Below are 19,080 nucleotides of genomic sequence, written 5' to 3'. Positions count from 1 at the left end.
TCTCACGGGTCGGGTGATACCCCCGATGCGGGCGCGTGAGGATCCGCGCCCCGTCCCCGGCCCGCGTCCGGCTCTTGACCGGACGCGGACTCGGGAAGTTCCTAGTTGGTCAGCAGCGAGCGCAGGACGTACTGCATGATGCCGCCGTGCCGGTAGTAGTCGGCCTCGCCGGGAGTGTCGATGCGGACGACCGCGTCGAACTCCACGTCACCGGCCTTGACGTGCACCGTGGACGGGATGCCGCCCCCGTTGAGCGCCTCGACGCCGGTGATGTCGAACGTCTCCTCGCCGGTCAGTCCGAGCGAGTCGGCCGTGGCCCCCTCGGGGAACTGCAGCGGGAGCACGCCCATGCCGATCAGGTTGGAGCGGTGGATGCGCTCGTAGGACTCGGCGATCACGGCGCGCACGCCGAGCAGCGCGGTGCCCTTGGCCGCCCAGTCGCGCGAGGAGCCCGAGCCGTACTCCTTGCCCGCCAGCACCACCAGCGGCGTGCCGGCCTCGGCGTAGTTGACCGAGGCGTCGTAGATGAACGACACCGGGCCATCGGCCTGGGTGAAGTCGCGGGTGTAGCCGCCCTCGGTGCCCGGCGCGATCTGGTTGCGCAGGCGGATGTTGGCGAACGTGCCGCGGATCATCACCTCGTGGTTGCCGCGCCGCGAGCCGTAGGAGTTGAAGTCTCTGACCTCGACGCCGTTGGCCTGCAGGTATTGGGCGGCCGGGGTGCCGACCTTGATGGAGCCGGCCGGCGAGATGTGGTCGGTGGTGACCGAGTCGCCGACCTTGACCAGCACGCGGGCGCCCGGGATGTCGGTCACCGGCTCCGGCTTCTCCGGCATGCCCTCGAAGTAGGGGGCCTTGCGCACGTACGTGGAGGACGGATCCCACTCGAAGGTGTTGCCGGTCGGGATCGGCAGCGAGCGCCAGTGGTCGTCGCCCTTGAACACGTCGGCGTAGTCGCGCTCGAACATGTCACGGCCGATCGAGGAGTTGACCACGGCCGCGATCTCCTCCGGCGCGGGCCAGACGTCCCTGAGGTAGACCGGCTGCCCGTCGGAGCCGAGCCCGAGGGGCTCGTTGTCGAGGTCGATGTCCATCGTGCCGGCCAGCGCGTAGGCCACCACGAGCGGCGGCGAGGCCAGGTAGTTCATCTTGACGTCGGGGTTGATGCGGCCCTCGAAGTTCCGGTTGCCGGACAGGACCGCGGTGACCGCGAGGTCGTTGGCCTGGATGGCGTCGGAGATCTCCGTGGGCAGCGGGCCCGAGTTGCCGATGCAGGTGGTGCAGCCGTAGCCGACCAGGTTGAAGCCGAGCTTGTCGAGGTACGACTGCAGCCCGGAGCGTTCGAAGTAGCCGGTGACGACCTGCGAACCCGGGGCCAGCGAGGTCTTGACCCACGGCTTGCGGGTCAGGCCCTTCTCCACGGCGTTGCGGGCCAGCAGCGCCGCGCCGAGCATGACGTACGGGTTGGAGGTGTTGGTGCACGAGGTGATCGCCGCGATCGACACGATGCCGTGGTCGATCTCGAACGACGTGCCGTCGGCCGAGGTGACCGGGACCGGCTTGTGCGGCCGGCCGCCGTCGGCGCGGGCGTTGGAGGCGGGCGCGTCGGAGGCCGGGAAGGACTCCTCACCCTCCTCGTCGACGCCGTCGGCCACGTAGTTCTGGACGTCGCGGCGCCAGGCGTCCTTGGCCGCCGACAGCTCGATGCGGTCCTGCGGGCGCTTGGGGCCGGCGATCGACGGGACGATCGTGCTGAGGTCGAGCTCGATGTACTCGGAGAAGACCGGCTCGGGGCCCTGCGGGTCGAGCCAGAGGCCCTGGGCCTTGGCGTACTCCTCGACCAGCGCGACCTGCTCCTCGGAGCGGCCGGTCAGGCGCAGGTAGTCGATGGTCTGGCCGTCGATCGGGAAGATGGCACAGGTGGATCCGAACTCGGGGCTCATGTTGCCGATCGTGGCCCGGTCGGCCAGCGGCACGGAGGAGACGCCCTCGCCGTAGAACTCGACGAACTTGCCGACCACGCCGTGCTTGCGCAGGATCTCGGTGATCGTCAGGACCAGGTCGGTGGCGGTGGCGCCGGCGGGCAGCTTGCCGCTGAGCTTGAAGCCGACCACGCGCGGGATCAGCATGGAGATCGGCTGGCCGAGCATCGCGGCCTCCGCCTCGATGCCGCCGACGCCCCAGCCGAGCACGCCGATGCCGTTCTCCATCGTGGTGTGGGAGTCGGTGCCGACGCAGGTGTCGGGGTAGGCCTTGCCGTCGCGGATCATGACCACGCGGGCGAGGTGCTCGATGTTGACCTGGTGGACGATGCCGGTGCCGGGCGGCACGACCTTGAACTCGTCGAAGGCCGTCTGGCCCCAGCGCAGGAACTGGTAGCGCTCGCGGTTGCGCTCGTACTCGCGCTCGACGTTGCGCTGGAAGGCGTCGGGGTGGCCGAAGTAGTCGACGATGACGGAGTGGTCGATGACCATCTCGGCGGGCGCGAGCGGGTTGATCCTGGAGGCGTCGCCGCCCAGGTCGCGCACGGCCTCGCGCATGGTGGCCAGGTCGACTACGCAGGGGACGCCGGTGAAGTCCTGCATGATGACGCGGGCCGGGGTGAACTGGATCTCCACGCTGGGCGTCGCGTTCGGGTCCCAGCCGCCGAGCGCACGGATGTGGTCGGCGGTGATGTTGGCGCCGTCCTCGGTGCGGAGGAGGTTCTCCAGCAGGATCTTCAGGCTGTACGGGAGGCGTGCGGCGCCCTCGACGGCGTCAAGCCGGAAAATCTCGTACGCCGCGTCTCCGACACGTAGCGTGTCACGGCTGCCGAAGCTGTTCGCGGACACGGTGATTCGCCTCCTCCATCAGACAATTGCTCACTTGAATCCTGCCGCACCCACGGAACGACACGTACGTTAGGTGAACCTAACCTGCGGGGCTCGCGGCGGATGTCTCGACGTCAAGATATTACTACGGTATCTCGACATCAAGTTAGAGCGGCGCGAGGCGCCAGAAGAGCAGGCCGATGATGGCGACGGAGAGGATCGGCGCGAGGATCTTCTGCTCGAACTTCTTGCCGGTCTTGATGCCGATCTTCCACGGCAGCACGAACTTGGCGCCCAGCGGCCACAGCACCGGGCATCCCCGTTCGGTCATGCAGTCGCCCACCACGTGGATCAGGCAGCCGACGCCCACGGCCAGCCCCAGCCAGGCGTACCCGACCTGCAACGACATGAAGACGGCATAAAGCCCGGCGGTCAGGCCGATGTTGACCATCACCGATCCGGCCTTGTTGCCCGGGATGCCGATGCCGATGGCCCGCAACGCCAGCCCGACGAGTAACACCACGATGATGTCCCGGCCGATCGGATAGGTGTTGGCCAGCCAGTGGACGCCGAACCCGAGCGCCGCGGCGAAGGCCAGCGAGTGCGTCATGCCGCGATGGCCGCCGCTGATCCACGACACGAACTTGCTGAGCAGCCAGGTGACCGGGCCGAACGTCTGGGCGATGGTCGCGCTGGGATGGTCGAGGTCGGGCAGCATGGCCGCGCCCGCGCAGACCAGCGCGCCGGCGATCAGTTCGGCCGGGCCGAGGGCCCCGGCCATGATGCCGGTCTCGATGAACCGGGAGCTCTCGTTCAGCAGTGGCAGCGCGGCCAGCGGCGGCGCCAGCCCCAGCCAGGCGATCGCCCCGGTCATCGCGTGCGTGTGCCCCATCATGATCGGGACTGTATTGCAAAGAACCGCTTTACGCGGAGAGCCCCGCCGCCAGGTTGTCCTCACGGTGGAACGGTCCGGCGAGAACACCCGTAAACGCAGACGAGGTCGTCTCCGCGGCGACAGCACCCCCCAGCCCTGCCGACGCGGAACGACCTCGTCTGCTCTGTTCAACGGCGGGCATCCCAATACTGTTCCCCGATTCCGCAACTTTTTCGTGATCTGTCTCACTCTCTTCCGCGCCTTGCCAACGAAACAGTAGCGATATATCTTTGACGCATCGAGAATAGATCGCGATACAAGGAGAAAGAACATGACATACGCACATGCGGCGGGCAACCAGTGGTTCGGCCCGCGGGAGAACCTGCGCGCGGCCCGCGAGAAGCTGAGGGCCATGGCCGACGCCTTCGAGCAGATGGGCGGCCACCACCACCATCGCCGGGGCGGCGGCGGTCATGACGAGCACAGGCAGCGCGGCCGGCGCGGCGGTCCCGGCGGACCGTTCCCGTTCGATTTCGGGCGCGGCGGCCCCTTCGGTCCGGGCGGGCCCTGGGGCGGGCACCACGGGTGGGGCGGCGGCCGGGGGCGCAAGGCCAAGCGGGGTGACGTCCGCGCCGCGATCCTGGCCCTGCTGTCGGAGGAGCCGCGCAACGGCTACCAGATCATCCAGGAGATCGCCGCGCGCAGCGAGGGCGGCTGGAAGCCCAGCCCCGGCGCCGTCTACCCGGCGTTGCAGCAGCTCACCGACGAGGGCCTGGTGATCTCGGAGGAGAACGAGGGTCGCAAGACCTTCCGCCTCACCGACGAGGGCCGCGCCTACATCGACGCGCACGCCGACGAGGTCCGCGCCCCCTGGGACGAGATGCGTCCGGACATCGACGACAACACCGCCGATCTCTGGCACATCGCCCGACAGTCGGCATTCGCCATGATGCAGGTTCTTCAGACCGGAAACGACGCACAAATCCGCGAAGCGCGTAAGACTCTGGTTGAGACCCGGCGCAAGCTCTACCAGATCCTGGCCGACGGCGAACCGGGTGAGGAGTAACCAGGTGACCGGCTCCGCAGCGACAGGCCGGTTCGGGGAGAGCGAGGAACCAGAGATGGACCACAACGATCTCCGCATCGGCGACGCCGAGCGCGAGCAGACGATGGCGGCCCTGCGCGAGCACTTCGCCCAGGGCCGTCTGACCCATGAGGAGCTCGACGAGCGGCTCGACCGGGCGCTGGCCTCCAAGACGGTCCGCGACCTGTCCCAGGTGACGGCCGACCTGCCCGGTTCGTCCCCCGCCTACGCGCCGCCCCAGCAGGTCCCCCAGTTCGACCGGGACGCCTGGCGCGAGGCGATGAGGGCGCACCGCCACCAGATGCAGGCCATGCGGCACGCGCACGCCGGCCGCCCCTGGCACGACCATTCCCGCCGTCACCGGCGCGGCCACCGCGGCCCCGGACCGTTCCTTCCCTTCCTGATCCTCTTCGGGGTGCTGGGGATGGTCTTCGGGTTCGGCCTCTTCAAGATCCTGCTGGCGGTCTTCGTGGTGGCCACCGTCGCCAACTTGGTCCACCGCCGATTTCACTACCGCGGGTGACCTTCACGCCCCTTTGTGATGTTGGGTCTTGACCCGGGTCAAGTGACATTTCATGATCTGGTCGGGTCTCACCGAACGAAGGGGCGTCGTATGGCAGAGCCGGGTTCCGTGGTGGCCGTCACGAATCCGTTCGCCGCCGTGGGCGGCGCCGACGCACTCGTCCTGGACGCGCCCGGCTACCTGGCGGCCTTCGACCGCGACCACGAGGGCTGCGCCGTCCCGCTGTGGAAGCTGGAGCGCGCCCAGACCTTCTACGAGCCGGACGTGGCGAGCTGGCGGGCCATGATGGACGGCGACTGGAGCGGCTCCCTCGCCCTGTCCGAGCAGATGGCGCCGCTGGTGACCGGCTACTTCCGCCACCGGATGCCGGTCCGGCGGGTACGCGTGGTGGAGTTCCCGGTCACCCCGTACCTGCAGTGGGAGATGCACCTGCTGGACATGCGGGCCCGGGCGGGCTCCCCCTGCCGGGTGGTGCCCGCGGCGCGCGTGGCCGCCCTCGAACCGGTGCCCGAGCTGGTGATCTTCTCCCCCGGCCTGATGTACGAGGTCCTCTACGACGAGTACGGCGGCGGACGCGGCGGCCGGCGCATCACCGATCCCGGCGTGATCGGCCCCTGCCTGCGGGCGGTCCAGGAGCTGTTCGCCGAGGGCGAGGACGTCCGCGACTTCCACCGGCGGGAGATCGTGCCGCTGCCGCCGCCGTCGGTCACCGACGAGATGCGGGCCGCGGTGCCCCCGTACGCCCACCGGACCGAGGAGTTCCGGGTCTGAGCGCGGCGGCGGCTGGAACGGGCCACGACGCGTTTCCCGACACTTTGGTTTACTCGGACCTCAGGGAAATTTCGTAAATTTCGTGACACGGGGGTTGCGGTCCTACCAGAATGCGGTGCGATCCAGCGTCCATCGCAACTGGAGGAAGCCCCCAATGCGCAGACCCCTAGGGGTACTCGCCGGCCTGGTGAGCCTGGCGGCACTCGGTACGCCGATGACCGCGGCCACGGCCGCCACGGCCGGCACGGCCGGCAGCGAGGCCGCCGGCCGCTGCCGGGTCACCGTGGCCACACCTCGCGTCACCGACACCGCACAGATCGTCTCCTCCGCCGCCCGCCAGGGCTGCCGTACGGACGCGCTCCTGCGCGTCCGGCTCAAGCGCGCCGTCCCGGGCACCGACCCCGTCGTCAAGAGCGGCGCCACCAGGTCGGGCAGCCTCGCGCTCACCCTCCCCTGCACGCCCGGCGTCTACTACGCGGTCGCCACCGACCACCGAGGCCGCGGCGCGGCGTCCAAGGCGGTCAGGCTGTCCTGCGCGCCGACCGGCACGCCGAGCCCGACCCCGACGGCCACCCCGGCGCCGAAGCCCAGCCCGACGACCTCCGCCACCCCGGCGCCGAAGCCGTCCGGGCCCGCCGGCACGGTGGGCACCGCCGAGGAGAACGAGGTCCTGCGCCTGGTCAACGCCGAGCGCGCCAAGGGCGGCTGCAACCCGCTCAAGCACGACGCGCAGCTGCGCGCCGCGGCGTTCGGCCACTCCTCCGACATGGCGGCCAAGAACTACTTCGACCACACCTCGAAGGACGGCCGCAGCTTCATGGACCGCATCCGCGCGGCCGGCTTCACCGGCGGCACCGCCTTCGCCGAGAACATCGCCAAGGGCCAGACCACCCCGGCCTCCGTGATGAGCTCCTGGATGAACAGCTCGGGCCACCGGGCCAACATCATGAACTGCCGGTACACGGTGATCGGCGTGGGCGTGGCCAGGAACGGCCAGGGCCCCCTCCACTGGACGCAGGACTTCGCGGCCAAGTAACCGTCGCGGGTGCCCCGCGCAGACACGCGGGGCACCTCCTGCGTCAGACGCGGGTCAGCAGGACGTCGCCGTCGCCCGCCTTCCTGACCACGACGACCGCGTACAGCCCGGTCACCTTCGGGTCGCTGATGGTGAGGCGTTCCATCTTGTTCGGGCCGCCGCTCGCGGACTTGCGGGCGGCGGACCTGGGCAGGCCCCACACGGCGGGGTCGGGCGCCATCACGAAGAGGTCGAGGTCCTGCCCGTTGCGCGGCACGACGGTGAGCGTGGCGGGCACGCCCTTCTCGATCCACGTCGTACGCACCTCGACCAGCCGGCCGGCGGCCATGGGGAACTGCTGCGGCGTCCCGGCCTCCAGGTTGCCGGCGGGCGCCTCGGTCACCTCCATCCCGTACTCCTCGTAGTCGGCGTCCGAGCTGACCGAGTTCACGAACCAGTTGCGGGTGGCCGGGCTGGGCTGCACGGCGACGAAGTCCGTGCTGGTGGCGGCCAGTTCGGCGCTCCTGACGGTGGCGCCGCTGCCGTGGGGCGTCGTGGCCAGGTCCACGTCCGCGCCGTCCGGTCCGGCGACCGCGGCCATCACGTGCCATCTGTCGGGAGTGGTCATGAAGGCCGTCTGGAGCGGGACGTTGGCGGGCCGGCGCGTCGGGGTCCGGTCGGCCAGGTCCTCCACGTGCTGGGCAGGGATGGCGTTCTGGAACAGCGCCGCCTGCGCGAGGTCGTGGTGCTGGGGGTCGAGCAGGTTCAGGAAGTCGTCGAGGTCCTGGGCGACCCCCTTCCTGAACGTGGCCACGATCGCTTCGGGCCCGAGGCCGCCGAGGTCCCAGTACTTCTCGTCGCGCGTTCCCGAGTCGGCCAGGTCGATGAGCACCCCGGCCACGCGGCCCTCGGTCCTGCTCGCGTCCGCCCTGGTCGGCCAGCCCTCGCTGAACCAGTGCGGGCTCTCCAGGTCCAGACCGGTCGTGTACCACCGGTAGTGCGTCTCGTCGTAGGTCTGGACGGCGACCCAGTCCGCCCAGCCCTCGCCCCACGCGCAGACCGTGCTGCTCATCGGCGTCGTCATGTAGTGCTTCCCGCAGTCGGTGCCGTCCGAGGGCATCAGGCCGTAGGTGTAGTCCATGATGAAATGCCCCAGCTCGTGGGGGACCGTCATCTTCGCCAGCGGGATCGACGCGTCCAGGTTGATCTGGAACCGGCCCGCGCACTCAGGGTTGCTCCCCGGGCAGTAGTACGACGTGGGCAGGACCCTGTCCGGGGCCCAGATGAGGGTCACGGACCGGCAGTTCTGCTCGCCCGGCTTCCAGCAGTCGTCGGCCGGGTCGTTCAGCCAGCCGGTGTAGGCCTTCCACGTGTCGTAGGCGGCGGAGTGGAGGCGGAAGGCCCCCTCCATCGGATCACCGCCCGCGCTCTGGTAGTCGATGACGGTGGTCGACGTGCCGGGGGGAACGTCCTGCGTCGGCGCGCTCGCGTCGGTGTAGATGTCGTCGGCCTTCTCCGAGAAGCCCACGGTCCAGTAGATGTTGGCGGGGCTGACCTCGATGGTGACGTCCTGGCCGGTGCCGTCCTCCTCGGTGCCGGGGAAGCACACCTTGTAGCCGCCGGAGGCGTCGGTCTCGGCCCAGCCGAGCATGAGCCGGCCGCCCGCGTCGGTGTCGAACGCGTCCACCTCCGCCATCGGCACGCCGCCGATGGAACCGTCCGTCCTGACGTGGGTGACGCGTCCCTGGACGCACGTGTCGCCGGCCGCCGCCGTCGCCGCCGATCTCTCCGTACGGCGTCCGCGGCCCTTGCGCGGCATGCCGAACACCGACGACTCCGCGCCGACGGTGACGTAGGCGAGCCCGTCCGAGCCGGGTCCGGGCCGCCCGTCGCGGGCCTGGACGCGGATCGAGGCCGGGCCGGGCGCGACCGCCGTGACGACGCCCTCGTACCGGACCGGCTTGCCGGCGCGGGCGCGCCAGGTCCGGGTGGCCCGGTCCACCGGGCTGCGGCCGATCGTCGCGGCGGCACGGGAGAGCCCGGCGGGCGGGGTCGCCCACCGCATGGTCTCCGGCAGTTCGATGATCGTGGTGGCGTCGGGTATGTCCTGTTTCGGCGTCACCACGACCGTGAGTCTCGCGCTCTGCCCGACGCCGGGGGCGCGGTCGAGCGAGACCTCGACGGTGAAGCAGTCCCCCGGGTCGCACGGGGGCCGCCCGGGTGCGGCGGCATGGGCCGGGGCCGTGGTGAGTCCCACGGCCGCCAGCACCCCCGCCAGGATGGTCGCCATCAGACGGCGTGACATCGGCATGTCTCCTGATCAGCCCGCGCAGGCCACGGGCGAGTCGAAGTGTCCGGGTGAGGTGGGATAGGGCGAACCGCTGTCGCCCGAGGCCGGGACGGCCACCTCCCGCGTCCCCGACGGGTCGCCCGCCGCACGCCCGGCGCCCGAGCCCCAGGCCACCTTGGCCAGGAAGTCGAGCATCGCCGGGGAGTGCTGGCGGACGATGTTGTGCCCGCCGTTGGCCGGGCCGCAGTGGGTGTAGAGGTTGAAGCCGCCGTTCCAGTCGATCATCTTGTCGCCGGGGTTGGGGCCGTTGGCCGTGCGGTCGCCCTGGAGCACGTCGCGGTCGGCGCCGCCGTACTGCCAGTCCACGCCCTGGTGGTGCTGGTCGTCGTCGGTGGCGGCGTTGTCCTTGTCGGTCATCCGGAACCACGCGCACGGGTCCACCACCGTGGTCAGCTCGCCTTCCGGCATCTTGCCGGGGGCGCACGAGCCGGGGTACGAACCGCGCGGGTTGTAGTCGAGCAGGTCCGCGCCGGCCCCGCCGAAGACGTGGTCCACGAAACGGTCGCCGGTGCCGCGCGCGGCCGGGTCGAACGCGCCGCCGGACTGGCAGTCCGGGGTGGCGGCGTCCAGGACCGGGTCGCAGCCCTTGCCGCCCCAGATGACGTCCGCGCCGTCGCCGCCGAACACCTCGTCGCCGCCGCTGTCACCGTTGACCAGGTCATCGCCGGCGCCACCGTGCATGCTGTCGCGTCCGGGGCCGCCGCGCAGGCGGTCGTCGCCGCCCTTGGCGAAACCGTCGTGCGGCATGGCGGCGCTCACCCACGCCTCGCCGTCGGTGTCGTGCAGCAGGTCGGTGCGGCGGTCGTACGTGCCGGCCTGGAAGCCCTTGTAGGTCTCCTTCGGTGGCGCGTTGAGGCTGACGGTGAAGCCGAGCCGCTGGGCGTCGGAGGCGTCGATGCGCTCGTTCAGCACGCCGCCCCGGTCGCCGAGCATGGCGTCCTCGCCCGGGCCGCCGTACAGGGTGTCGTCGCCCAGTTCGCCGAACAGGTCGTCGTCGCCCTGGCCGCCGTGCAGTTCGTCGTCGCCGTCCTGGCCCCACAGTGCGTCGTCGCCGTCGTCGCCGTACAGGTGGTCGGCGCCGGAGGAGCCGGCCGGTTCGCAGGTGGTCTGGGTCTGGGTGCAGAACCTGGTGGAGTCGCCGGGCAATGCGGAGTCGTGGCTGCGGACGCGGGTGGCGTCCGCGGGTGTCTGGCCCGCGGGGTAGCGCTCGGCGTAGACCTTCTCGCTGGTGCCGGTGAGGGTGCGGACGAGGGAGCCGTTGTCGCCGAGCAGGACGTCGGCGCCGCCGTTGCCCTCGATCGCATCGGCCTGGTCGGTGGCGGCCTGTCGGGCCGAGCCGCCGATCAGGTCGTCCTGGCCGGGGGTGTCGTCGCCTTCCAGGTCGGCCGGGCCGCTGGGGTCGCCCTTCCAGCCGGGGTCGGGCAGAGGGCGGCTGATGGTCCTGGTGGACTCGGCCGACAGCGGCAGGTCACCACGGATCTGGTCCGCGCCGTCACCACCCTCGGCGTAGTCCCCCTGGCCCCCACCCGACATCTGATCGTCCCCGCTCTGCCCCCACAGGACATCCACCCCAGAACCCCCCGAAATCCTGTCCCCTCCAGAGCCGTCGCCCAGGAGGGTGACCGCGCGTGGGGTCATCGGGGTGCCCGACGAGCCCAGGCGGACGGTGGCGGCGGCCGGGGTGCCCGTCAGCGTCACCACGGCGTTGTCGCCGGCGATGACGTCGTCGCCGGGGCCGCCGTACAGGGCGTCCGCGACGTCGTCCGCTGTGGTGTCGGCTGTCGTGTGGGTGCCGCCGACCAGGTCGTCGTTGCCCTGGTCGCCTTCGACCCAGTCCACGCCCGCGCCGCCCTCGGCGTAGTCGTCGCCTTCCTGGCCGCGCAGCCGGTCAGGGCCGCCCTGACCGAAGATCGCGTCGTTGCCCGCACCGCCGTCGGCCACGTCGGGGCCGAAGCCACCCGCGAGCAGCTTCACCCGGTGCGCAACCGCCTGCCCCGGCCGCGCGGCCACCGAAGTAGCCGCGTCAGACGCGTCCACATCGGGTGCGGACTTGCCGGGCGGGGTGGCCGTGACCGATGGCGAGGCCGACGGTGTCTGCGTTGCTGATGGGCTTTCCGTCGCCGACGGCCTTACGGTCGCCGGGCTCCCCGTCCCCGACGGGCTCGCCGAAGTGGGAGGCGTATTGGTCCCGGAAGCGGCCGCGCTGGGCGTGGCCGACACCGACACCGACGGCGTCGCAGTGCCGGAGGGAGTGGTGGGCGGCGTGGCGGTGCTGGTCGGAGTAGGGGACTGGGTGGGTTGGGTTGGGGTGGTGAGGAGGGCGTTGTCGGCGGTGATCACGTCCGGGCCTTCGCCGCCCAGCAGCGTGTCGCCGCCGTCCGGGTACGGGCCCGAAGCGCCGCCCACGAGTTCGTCCTCGCCGGCCTCGCCGTACACCTTGTCGCCACCGACGCCGCCTTCCAGGTGGTCGTCGCCCGCGTCGCCGTGCACCTCGTCGGACCCGATCCCGCCGTACCCCACGTCGGCGCCGTCGCCGCCGTGGATCACGTTCGGGCCGCCGGCCTCCTCCGGGGTGCCGTCGAGGTCGAACGGGCCACCGGCGTCGCCGTTGTCGCCGATCAGCCGGTCCGCTCCCGCATCGCCGTACAGGACGTCGCCCTTGTCGTCCTTGCCCGCCGTACGCGTGCCGCCGATGACCAGGTCGTCACCCTCGCCGCCGAACAGCCGGTCCTGCCCGGACTCGCCCACCACGGTGTCGTCGTGAGCGCCGCCGTACAGGGTGTCGTCGCCGGAGCCGCCGGTCACCTCGTCATCGCCGTCGTCGCCGAGCGCCGTGTCGTCGCCCGAGCCGCCCGTGACCTGGTCGTCGCCCGAGCCGCCGGCCAGGCGGTCGTCGCCGCGTTCGCCGCAGACCCGGTCCTGGCCGCCACCGGCCTCGACCCGGTCGGCGCCGCCGCCTGCCGACACGATCTCCTTGCCCGCGCCGCCGAGGACGAGGTCCCGGCCGTCGGCGTCGCCGTCGTGCTCCTCGCACGGTTCGTCCCGCCAGCGGTCGCCGAAGACGGTCGCGCCTCCGTCACCGCCGACGACGTGGTCGTTCCCGTCGCCGCCGGACAACCGCTTGGCCGAGGGCTGCACGCCCGCCGGCAGCGGCAGATGACGCACCTGCCGGGCAGGACCGAAGTCGTCACGCCCCTGCGCCTCACCGACGTCGGACGGCTCGGCGATCACCCAGTCGTCACCAGGACCACCGAAGATCTCGTCCTTGCCGTGACCACCCGCCAGCACGTCGTCCCCGCCACCACCGATGATCTTCACGACCTCACCCGGAGCCGAGTGGCCGGCGACCAGATCAACGGCCTGACCGCCGAACACCTTGTCCGCACCCGCGCCGGTGTCGACGTAGTTCGGCCCCGAATCGGCGGGGCCCGCCTCGTCCCGGCCGAACTCCTCACGCGGCCCGGTGTAGATCTCGTCAGCCGCCGAACCACCGGTCAACGTGTCCGCACCGGGCCCACCGACCAACAGGCTCGGCTGCGCCCGGAACCGCGGCGAACCGTCCGTCGTCGCCAGCGGACTGTCGGAGGCCACGGCGATGGTGTCGTTCCCGCCGTTGCCATAGAGCCGGTTCTCGCCGAGCCCGGCCGCGATGCGGTCGGCGCCGTCGGACGAGCCGTCGGCGGGCGTGCCGGGCAGATCCTCGGCGGTCCAGTCGGCGACCTGCACGTCACCGACCTTGCGGGTGGCGGGGGTCAGGTGGCCGTCACCGGCCACCCAGCCACCCGCGCCGCCCATGGTGACGTAGTCGTCGCCGGGGCCGCCGGCCACGATCGCGGCGGGACCGTCGTACTGGTCGCCGCTGGTGATCTGGTCGTCGCCCTTGCCGCCGTCGATCACGTTCCGGCCGGCGCCGGCCAGGATCATGTCGTCGCCGTCACCGCCGAACGCCACGACGGTCCGGTCGAACGGGCGCGGCCCGGCGGTGTCGTCGCCGTACCCCTGGAAGACCAGCCGCAGCGCGCCCTTCGCGCCGCGGCCGTCGGCCAGCACCCGCGTCAGGCCCGCGTTGCGGTGCTCCTCGCGCACGCCCAGCGCGCTGACCACGAAACCCTCGTCGCCGGGGAGCTGGCTGACGGTCCACTGCTCGGCGTCGTCGCCCGGCTTGGCCGTGCTGCCGCCCCTGGCCTTGCGCATCGGTCCGACGTGCAGCACCAGGGCGTCGCCTGCGACGGTCGCGAGCTTCGGCGGGTCCTCGTCGCACTTCGGCCTGACCGAGAAGTCGAGGAGCTTGGCCTCGACGATCGTCCAGTCGAACCGTTTCTTGAAGATCGAGATGCCCACCTCGACCCAGGCCTTCAGGTAGACCTTCAGCTCGCCGTCCAGGGAGAACAGGCACAGCGGGTTGCGCAGCAGGACGTCGGCGAACTCGGAGAACCTGAACTTGCCGTCGTTGGTGGGATCGAGCCAGTTCATGGCGACGGTGAGGAAGACGCCGCCGCTCACCCCCGCCTTGACCAGCACCACGTCGACCGCCGCGCCCGCCTCCAGCCGTCCGGTCAGGGTGATCGCGGGCAGGGGTCTGCCCTGGTCGTCGGTGGTCTTCAGGTACAGGCTGTCCAGGACCTGGAGGTCGAGCTTGCGCTGCTCGATCGCCTTGCGGATGCCGTACGTGTCGAAGCCCGCCCTGATGTGGGCCTCGACCGCGGCGGTGCCGGAGATGACCACCATGATGGGCGGCGGCGACCAGACCGGGCCGAAGGACTGGCTGTAGGAGAAGCCGAGCCGCAGCGGCCCGGAGTCGAACGCGACCAGCTCGACGTCCTTGCCCATGAGCAGGCTGAAGATCGACCGTCCGGCGTTCTGCAGCACGGGGAAGCTGAAGCCCGCCTTGGCGGAGTGCTCCATGGGCCCCTGCGCGTCGGCGACGGCGGCCTTGCCCTTCCCGCACGTTCTGGCGCCCTGGTCGAGCGCCGCGAACAGGTCGTCCGTGGCGGGGGCCATGTCCTTGATCAGCGAGTCCGCGACGTCGGGCGAGTTCTCGGTGTTCAGCGCGCGGTCGCCGGCCACGGTGAAGCTGCCGATGGGGATGTGCAGCTCGCCCTGGCAGTCGGGCAGCGCCGAGACCAGCCTGCCGACCTCGATCATCCGCTCGATGAACTTGGTCGTGCCGCCGCCCGCCACCGTGTTGTACTTCTTGGCGATCGTCATCAGGTTCACCTCGCCGCCGCCCGCGGCCTTGCTCAGGTCCGACAGCACGGGGATGGGCGCGTAGAGCTGGTCGATCACCGGTCTGACCGGGTCCGTGACCTTCTTGACCTGGGTCACCACCGGGCCGAGGACGCTGCGGAAGAAGTCCCCGGCCTCCAGGTTCACGTTGTTGAAGGCGATGTTCAGGTTCGCCGGGTCGGGGGAGCCGCCCTTGGTGAGGTCCCAGTCCAGGTCGAAGTCGCCGAACAGGCCGGGGAACATGGCCGAGCCGGCCGTCACCTTGAAACGCCAGTCCACCGCGACCTTGGCGTGCAGGGAGGTCTCCACCAGGCCGGTGGCGTCGGCGAGCTGGTTCAGCCCGATCCGGCCGACGGGCTTGAGCCCGATGGTGAAGGCGCCCGCGAACAGGTCGGGAGCGTTCTGCTCGCGGTTCTTGAGCGTGACGTCGAGGATCGCCAGCCTGGCGTTGATCTCCTCGGGCAGCGAGACGTTCACGCCGACGGTCGCCCGCGGGCGGTTGGCCTCGCCGGCGTCGAGGTAGAAGCCGCTGGTCCGGTCCAGGCCCACCATGGCCTCGGCGTGCCAGCCGAGCTCGGCCCGTACGCCCTTGCCCGCGCCCTGCCGCAGCGCGAGGCCCGGGACGCCGATGTCGAGCGGCCGCTCCACGCCCAGGCAGTCCTTGACGCAGCCCTGCTCGGGATCGACGTCGCCCCTGCCGATGCTGACCTTGAACGCGATGCCGGTCAGCTCGGCGCCCTTGGCCGCGTCGCACGCCTCGGGCTTGGCCGGGTCGGGGACGGGCGCCTGCACGCAGGTGATCACGGGCTGCACGCCGGGCCCGACCTTGGGCGCGAGTTCGTCGTTGTACCACTTGCGCAGGTCGCCGCCGGTGGGCACCTTGCCGCCGTTGGGCAGCTTCGCGAGGGCGGCCTTGATCTCCTGACGTTTGGCGCCGACGAAGTCGGCCCCCTGCTGGAGGTCGGCGCCGACCATGGGCAGCCGGCCCTGGCCGGAGGCCATGCGCATGCCGGTCTCCAGCGCGGTGAGGTACCGGTCGATGCCGTCGCCGAGGTTGGTCCAGTCCAGCTCCAGGCCGGGAGGCAGGGTCGAGAAGTCGAAGGAGGGCAGCTCCAGCCGGTTCACGTCGCCGGGCAGCTTCCTGGTCAGGTCGAACATCTCGGCCAGCGGGGCGGACCTGGGCAGCCGCAGCACGAGCGCGTGCTTGCCGTCCGCGGTCAGCGGGGCGCCGTTGAGGTAGGCGGGCAGGACGGCGCACAGCGCCAGGTCGGTGTCGTCGCGGTGCGGGTCGCGGTCGCAGGCGACCGGCTCGCTCGTCTCGTTCAGGGCCAGGTCGAGCCCGGAGAAGAACGCGGCGGGGGTGACGGCGTCCTGCGCCTCGCCGCCGTAGCGCAGGCTCACGCCGTAACCGAGCCTGGCCTGAAGCGGGTCGTCGCCCTCCTTGCCCACGGCCAGCGGCAGCGGCCCGACGTCGGCCTTGACCGTGCCGTCGAGCTGCGCCTTCGCCTGGAGGTCGAGGCCGGAGTCGGTCTCGATGAGCAGGTCGCGGGCCGGGTCGAAGTCGCGCTTGAGCGCCACGCGCAGGCCGAGACGCACCTCGCCCTCGACGGCGGCGTCGAGCGTGGCCGAGCCCTTGGCGGCGACCAGGCTGCTCTCGCCGAACGCGAAGCGCAGCGGCTCCTTCACGGCCGCCTTCTTGTCGTAGGCCAGCGACAGCCGCAGCGCGCCGTCCTCATAGCCGATGTGCGCCTGGCCGCCCAGCGCCTTGTTCAGCTCGGCCACCAGCGCCTGGACGGTGTCCGGCGGGGCGGCGGTCAGGCGGTCGATCGCGTCCCTGAGCGGCGAGCGCAGCGCGTAGGCGGCGCCCGCCTCGGGAACGGCCTGGCCGAACTTCTCGGCGAAGGACAGCGTGTGCTCGCCGCACGCGGTCGCGACGGTCAGCACGCGGGTGCCGACGGCCACCCGACGGCCGATGTGCGCCTGCGTGAACGTGCGCGAGGGGTCGGTGACGTAGGCGTTCTCGTTGCCGCAGGCGCCGTCGCCGTAGACGACGCCGGGGCCCGAGCCCATCTCCTCGGAGGCCACCAGTTCGGACAGCGAACGCCCGAGCAGCGGCACCTTCGCCGTCATCGCCTCGCCGACCGGCCCGCTGCCCTTGACGCTGTCGAGGTACGCGGCCACCGCGCCCAGCGACTTGATCAGCGCGCCGAACAGCGCCTGCGGGTTGTCGGGATCGAAGGCGAAGTCCTTGACCCTGCCGATCTGGTCGAAGCCGCTGAACGTGACGGTGGTGGGCTTGCCGATGTCCGGCATCTCCACCTCGCCGGAGACCTTGCCGCCGAAGAAGTCGGCCAGGCCCGGCACGCCCAGGGTGAGCCGCGCCTTGGCGACCGCGTCCACCTGGGAGGTCAGGACGTCGCCCGGCTTGCTCGCCAGCCGCTCGAACAGCCGGGTCAGCGGCACGTCGCCGAGGTCCTTGAGGCCGACCTTGACCAGGTCGCCGCCGTTCCTGCTGCCCATGGTGAGGTCACCGGCGATCTGGACGCCCAGGTAACCGGCGACGGCGTTGACGTTCACCGAGGAGAGCACCGACACGCGGGCGCCGAACAGGTCGCGGCCGGTCCGCAACATGATCCGGTCCGCGGCCCTGGGCAGCTCGTTCACCACGGTGGCGCTGCCGTCGGCGTTGACGTGTTTGTACGGGCACGCCTTCTGCTGCCCGTCCGGCCGCTGCGCGCACCCCTGGCCGGTCACCGGGTCGCCGAGGTCGAGCACGACCGTAGCCGAGGCGTGGTAGCCGCGCATGACACCCGCCACCGCGGCGGTCGCGTTGGCGCGGTCGAGCCCCGCGGCGGTCTTGAAGGTGTCGCCGAAGGCGACCTGCCCGATCATCGGGTCGCTCGCGGAGATCCGGTACGGCGCGCCCGCGGCGGGCACGCCACCGCGCCACCCCTGCTCGGCGAGGGTGACGGTGTCGGCGGTGTTGTCGGCCACGATGCCGCTGGACGCGCCCGCGGTGACCGTACGCCCGGCGAACTGCCCCGGCGTCCACTTCTGCCCGGCGTGCTTGAGCGTCTTGGCCGTGTACGTCACGCCCGTGCCCGTCCCGCTGACGGTCTGACCCGCGGGGTTGAGCGGCTCGGGCGTGGGGTTCACGGTCCGGTCCACGACGAGGGTGAAGGCGATCTTCTTGGCGGCGTCGTCGTAGCCGGCGTCGGCGACCTTGATGATCGCGCCTCCGGGCAGGCCGCGGGCCTTGCCGAGCGCGGCGAACAGGTCCTGGATCGAGGTGAAGGTGGGCCGGCCGGTGTTCCGGTCCACGCTGGCGGCGGCGAAGGCGTGGATCGCCTCCGACACCTGCACGGCGTCGGCCAGGGAGCCGCGCATGAACGGCAGGTCGAGGTCGCCCCGCCCGTCCCAGCGGGCGCGCTGGGCGGCGGTGATCGCGTTGGCCAGGTGGGTCAGCCCGTCGAGCAGGTCCTTCGGGGTGAGCGTCTGGAAGCGGTCGAGCCGGTCCAGGTCGGCCTGGGTGACGGTGACGGCCGGGCCGCCGGTCGCGAGGTCGGGCCAGCTCACGTCGATGGTCGCGGCGGCCCCCTCGACCGGGGCGCCGGCGAACGGCTGCGCGGTGACCTGGAGCTTGGCGGTCGCCGAGCCCTTGCGGGCGAAGGTGAACAGGCTCTCCGAGCCCAGCTCGCTCGGGTCCAGCCTGCCGTTGCCGTCCGGGTCGGCGGCGGTGGCGGTGAACTCGGCGGTGAAGGAGAGCGCCGAGGCCGCCGAAAGGTCGACGCCGAGGATGCCGAAGGCGGCGGTCGGCCTGGCCCCGGCGGCGAGCTTGCCGTCGGCCCGCACGGTGACCGTGGCGTCCTTGCCCAGCCAGGCGGACTTCGTGGCGGGGTCGTAGGCGAAGGGCAGCTTCGCGGTGAGCTTCAGCGTGACGTCCACGCCGCCCGAGGTGGTCAGCGAGACCTTCGGCTGGGCGCTGGCGATGGAGATCGGGCGACCGGCGACCGTCCTGGTGACGTCGAGGGTCAGGTCGAGCCGCCTGATCCCGCCCTGGGTGCTCGCCTTGGCCAGCAGCTTGCCGGCGCGGGGGCCGGACAGCTCGTACTCGTCCTGGAGGTCGTCCAGGGCCGTCAGGTCCTTGAGCTTGTCGTGGACGGCCACCTGGAACAGGTCGCCCAGGCCCAGGGCGTCCTCGCCGCCGGGCACCAGGCCGACGAGCGGCAGTTGCTCGCCCATCGGCCCGACCGCGGCCAGGCCGCCGCCCGCGGTGGAGAAGCGTTCCACCGCGGACAACAAGGCCGCCGTCTCGGCGTCCGGTTGTGTGGACGCGACGGCCGGCGGCGGCACGGCCGCCACCAGACCCGTGAGTAACGCCAATGCGCATAAGACACGCGACAATCGCCGGCTTGCCACCAAGACCC

8 protein-coding genes are annotated in these 19,080 nt (G+C 71.5%); 4 read left to right on the top strand and 4 right to left on the bottom strand.

The genetic code is table 11. From position 1 onward, the window contains the following. Positions 1-101 precede the first annotated feature (101 nt). A complete protein-coding gene (acnA, locus tag ACIA8R_RS05080; RefSeq protein ID WP_397036653.1) occupies positions 102-2,831 on the bottom strand; it encodes an aconitate hydratase AcnA in 2,730 nt (909 codons plus the stop codon). Positions 2,832-2,976: 145 nt separating this feature from the next. Next, on the bottom strand, positions 2,977-3,705 hold the full coding sequence (locus ACIA8R_RS05075; protein WP_364090088.1) for a metal-dependent hydrolase: 729 nt from the start codon (positions 3,703-3,705) through the stop codon (positions 2,977-2,979). Between the two features lie 310 nt (positions 3,706-4,015). Between ACIA8R_RS05075 and ACIA8R_RS05070 the strand changes: the two genes are divergently transcribed. The 4 genes from ACIA8R_RS05070 (at position 4,016) to ACIA8R_RS05055 (ending at position 7,098) form a co-directional block, all read left to right on the top strand. Next, positions 4,016-4,750 carry a PadR family transcriptional regulator gene (locus ACIA8R_RS05070; RefSeq protein ID WP_357698004.1) on the top strand — a complete coding sequence of 245 codons (735 nt, stop codon included), beginning with the start codon at positions 4,016-4,018 and terminating at the stop codon, positions 4,748-4,750. Between the two features lie 55 nt (positions 4,751-4,805). Beyond that, the gene (locus tag ACIA8R_RS05065) at positions 4,806-5,291 is read left to right on the top strand and encodes a DUF1707 domain-containing protein (protein WP_364090094.1); all 486 of its coding nucleotides are present in this window, start codon (positions 4,806-4,808) and stop codon (positions 5,289-5,291) included. A gap of 90 nt (positions 5,292-5,381) precedes the next feature. Further along, positions 5,382-6,062, top strand: a complete 681-nt coding sequence (locus ACIA8R_RS05060; RefSeq protein ID WP_397036650.1) for a DUF6879 family protein — start codon at positions 5,382-5,384, stop codon at positions 6,060-6,062. A 154-nt stretch (positions 6,063-6,216) separates the two neighbouring features. Then, positions 6,217-7,098, top strand: a complete 882-nt coding sequence (locus ACIA8R_RS05055) for a CAP domain-containing protein (RefSeq protein ID WP_397036648.1) — start codon at positions 6,217-6,219, stop codon at positions 7,096-7,098. Positions 7,099-7,141: 43 nt separating this feature from the next. Here the strand turns inward: ACIA8R_RS05055 and ACIA8R_RS05050 are convergent, their stop codons facing one another. Together ACIA8R_RS05050 and ACIA8R_RS05045 are read right to left on the bottom strand one after the other, a co-directional pair. Continuing rightward, on the bottom strand, positions 7,142-9,382 hold the full coding sequence (locus ACIA8R_RS05050) for a hypothetical protein (protein WP_397036646.1): 2,241 nt from the start codon (positions 9,380-9,382) through the stop codon (positions 7,142-7,144). A gap of 15 nt (positions 9,383-9,397) precedes the next feature. Then, complete coding sequence (locus tag ACIA8R_RS05045) at positions 9,398-19,036, bottom strand: hypothetical protein (protein WP_397036645.1); 9,639 nt, start codon at positions 19,034-19,036, stop codon at positions 9,398-9,400. Between the last annotated feature and the right edge of the window lie 44 nt (positions 19,037-19,080).

This window comes from Nonomuraea sp. NPDC051191 (genome assembly GCF_044455665.1).
Lineage (GTDB): Bacteria > Actinomycetota > Actinomycetes > Streptosporangiales > Streptosporangiaceae > Nonomuraea.
The sequence above is the reverse complement of the archived record's forward strand: the minus strand, read 5'-3'. Positions and strand labels throughout refer to the sequence as shown.